Origin of the sequence: Ruminococcus sp. AM31-15AC, assembly GCF_003462045.1 — a bacterium.
In the GTDB taxonomy this organism is placed as follows: Bacteria; Bacillota; Clostridia; order Oscillospirales; family Ruminococcaceae; genus Hominimerdicola; species Hominimerdicola aceti.
Window position 1 is genome coordinate 1 of the sequence record NZ_QTYG01000091.1, and the last position, 3,930, is coordinate 3,930.

Genomic DNA, 3,930 nt, shown 5'->3' on the forward strand with positions numbered 1-3,930 from the left:
TTGCTGTTCCGACCTTGGTGTTGTTTGAATAGGAAACTGTGTAATCTGTACCATTCTTCAAAGTTTTGCCGTTTAGCTTGACCGTTACACCAGGCTTCTTTGCCTTGCCGTCATATGCGTAGGTCGAAGTGGAAAGTGTCACGCTTGCCTTTGAGATGCTAATTCTTGAAAGTGCAGGAATTTCAGCCGTTTCAAGAACTTTCTTGCAGACTGTACATTCCTTGTGCTTTGAGCCTTTAACTCCGATAGAAGCCGTTTTGTCGATTATCCAACCGCTTGACTTGTGACCTGTGGCAGTTATCGTTGTCTGTGCCTTGATAACAGCACCGCAAACTGAGCAATGTGAGCCGTCTGTTTTGCCTGCGGTGGTGCAAGTAGCAGGGTAGCCCTTGTCGGTAACTGCGGTGTGACCCTTTGCAGGAAGCTTTTCTGTAACTGTCGTATTGCACTTTGTGCAAGTCTTTATAGCAGTACCCTCGGCTGTGCAGGTCGGCTGTTTTGTGACAACAGCGTTGCCGTAGCTGTGACCTGTTGCTTTAGTTGTGTTGTCCTTGTATGAAGCACCGCAAACTGAACACTTGTGGAGCGTGTATCCGTCAGCAGTGCAAGTAGGTGCAACAACTGTGCCAGCATATTTGTGTGAAGTCTTTGCTATAGTTTCTGTAACTGTAGCATTGCACTTTGTGCAAGTCTTTGTTTTTGTACCCTCTGATGTGCAGGTCGATTGTTTTGTTACAACAGAATTTCCGTAGCTGTGACCTGTTGCTTTTGTTGTGCTATCCTTGTATGAAGTACCGCAAACAGAACACTTGTGGAGAGTGTAGCCGTCAACTGTGCAAGTAGGTGCAACAACTGTGGTTGTGTAGCTGTGGGAAAGCTTTGCAATTGTTTCTGTTACTGTTGCTCCGCACTGTGTACAAGTTTTTGTTTTTGTACCCTCTGATGTGCAGGTCGGCTGTTTTGTGACAACAGCGCTGCCGTATGTGTGGCTCGTGCATCCGCAGGTGAGTTTGTATGTCTTTGCTACAGACGGATTGTATGTAGGATAAATTTTTACAGTGAGTGAACCGCCGTTTTTGAATGTGATACGTCTGATATCATTAGCATAGTTTTCAAGCTTATTTACACTTACCATACTGCGATCAGAAAATTCAACTGTGTAGTCTGTATCGTCATAAAGCCAGAAATCAATGCTGTCGCCCACACTGAACTGAGTTTTGCTCAATACGCTTGAAAAGGACGTATTCGAAAGGTCTGTGCGCCAATAAACAGTGGTAGAGGTCGGAACTGTGAACTTATTCACATAGCCGCAAGACTTGCAGGTCTGTGTTACAGTGCCGTCAGTTTTTGATGCGTACTTTGTTTCGTAGTCATGACCTGTTTTGACGTCAACCGTCTTTATATCGTCAAGATTTGAAAGGTTCAGGGAGTTGAAGGTCACGTTATTTTTATCGTAAACATACCAAACGGCTCTGCCATTTTTGATAACAGGCTGGCAATCTGAAAGGCTTCCCTCAAAGGTGTGTATACTGCCGTTTACTGTGCCGTCAGCGTTTAGCTTTACACAGCTTACCTTTGTATCTCTGGCCCACAACAGCAAAAAGCTGTTATCATTTATCTTCACAAGCTGTGGAGCAGAAGCCGAGTCTGTACCCTCTGCATAAGAAGTTATCTTATTGAGCTTGTTTGTGGAAAGGTCCTTTGAAACAGCGGAAACGTAGACGTTTCGTGTTTTTGACGTATTGATATAGTCAAGGTCAACTGTACTCTGTGCCACTATATAGCTTGATGATGACACATCAAAGCCGCCTATAGCCGCACCTGTATAGTTATAGTGACCGGAGGTATATTCAGGGTATGTTACAACGTCGATATTGCCGCCCTTTTCATAATAGCTTGGGAAGAATTTGCCTGTGGTAAAATCAGAATTATACTTCACCAGAACAGCAGAACGCGGATGAGCGTCACCATGGTCGAGGGCGACTATATGGGTGCCGTCGGTTTTTATAAACTGATTGAAGGAGTGGCTCACATAGCCATACTCAACATTCATGACGCCGGTATACGAATCAGTGATAGTCATTGACGGTATATCGACTTCAATGGTAACATTAGACTGATGATTATAGCCGTCGCTTGATTTATACATTTCGTGGCAGGTTCTCACAAGCAGGTGGTCACCGCTATGGGTCATTCTTGCCGAGCCTGCATCGAATGGAACTGTAGTGTTAGCTCCATACAGACCGCAGGACTTTATTTTGTTCCAATTCTTATCATACTTCGTTATACGGAAAACCTCGAGGGAGTCGTTTTGTTTCGGATTTTCCTGACCGCTAAGGACATAATAATTATTGCCGGAGTCATAGAAAGCACCAAAGATAGGCAGCTCGTTGTCGATAAGCTTAGTGCTGAGCGGTTCAAAATCAGAGCTGTAATATTCCACAAGGAGTTTGCCCTCGATAGCGCCTGACTGGACACGCATATAATTGCCGTTGTCGCACACTGTCAGGTAAGATTTCACTGTGTCAGACCATTGCACATAGTCCTGAGCATTCACATTAGAGCCTGAATACGCAACACATTGCGCCACGGCAAAGGCACTGAACGATCCAGCAGACACAGCAGTAGAAACAGCCATTGCGCCAGACAGGACAATGCTCAACATTCTTTTCTTCATATTCATCGATTTCATCACCTCATACAAAAACTTTTAAACAAGAACACCTTTATATATATAATATCACAACGCAAGGCGTATGTCAATGAAAATAAGTTACAATGAGAATGATTTCAATAAATTCGTCATGCACCAAAGGTCAACGCAGTAAAAAAGCAAAGAGGATACAAAACTGAAAAAAACGCCTTGACAAGGTTTGATGGGTGTGATATAATATTACAGTGGTATTTCGAGGTGTGGCTCAGTTTGGTAGAGCGCTGCGTTCGGGACGCAGAGGCCGTGGGTTCAAGTCCCGTCACCTCGACCAAATAATGTAAGAAGAGAGTTGCAGTCGCAGTTCTCTTTTTTTGTATGCTCCACATAGCAAAAGTGCCTTATGACTAGCATTAAGGCACTTTTTGTTTGCTCGTGGTATTATATTTTCGATTGGTGGTCTTGGGCGTTGTTCGGTGGTGGTCGGAATTGATTGAAATGTTGGGTGGCACTTTTGGGCAATAATAATCAGTATAATATCAAACTTTTATACAATCAATTTCTCTTAACATCACAATTACTAATCCATTCTCATATTTCGCCGAAATTCATTTGTGGATTTTCCATTAGGCAAGCATTTTTTACCTGTTGTGGAATAACACCCAAAAAATAGTCCTCTAAAATATTCCACATATTATCGCTTGAAAATTCTCCTTCGTATAAATATGTAAGCATTTTAACTGAAATCAAGTGTTTTTCGTAAACTGTTTCCAATAGTCTATTTTTATAATTTATAGGGTCATTAATAATGTTTTTTAGATTTTGAATTTGGTTCACATAAATGTAAAGTTGGCTATTTGCACCACCTATCATATTAAATGATAGCACGCCCATGGATTCAAGTATACCTAGTACCACGGTAACACCTTTTATATATGAACTTCCGTCATTAATTAAATATAGTTCACCATTATTGGTTTCAACTTTAATTGTGGCAAAAATTTTCTTGACCCAATTAAAGAAAGAATTTACAGCAACGTTAAACTGATACATTATTTTGCCGTTGTTTGTTATGCGTTCTTTAGCTATCGACGAAGATATATTTTGATTTTTCCTATATGATGACATTGCTTTAATTACTACTTCACAAATAGATTTTGCTCTGAATTTACTAAGTGAGCATTTAGTTGCTAAAGTTTCTGCTATTTCATCCAAATATATATAATCTTCTGCAACTACTCGTTGATTTATATATTTTCGAAATTCATCCCACATATTAT

1 protein-coding gene, 1 tRNA gene and 1 pseudogene are annotated in these 3,930 nt (G+C 41.2%); 1 reads left to right on the forward strand and 2 read right to left on the reverse strand.

The genetic code is table 11. From position 1 onward, the window contains the following. Positions 1-2,683: pseudogene (locus DW793_RS13830) on the reverse strand (hypothetical protein); the annotation flags it as partial. Between the two features lie 224 nt (positions 2,684-2,907). Here DW793_RS13830 and DW793_RS13835 point away from each other — a divergent pair. Beyond that, positions 2,908-2,984 (forward strand) — tRNA-Pro (locus DW793_RS13835). 257 nt (positions 2,985-3,241) lie between these two features. Here DW793_RS13835 and DW793_RS13840 read toward each other — a convergent pair. Continuing rightward, positions 3,242-3,930, reverse strand: a 689-nt coding sequence (locus tag DW793_RS13840; RefSeq protein ID WP_252969910.1) for a hypothetical protein, incomplete at its 5' end; no start/stop codon positions are given.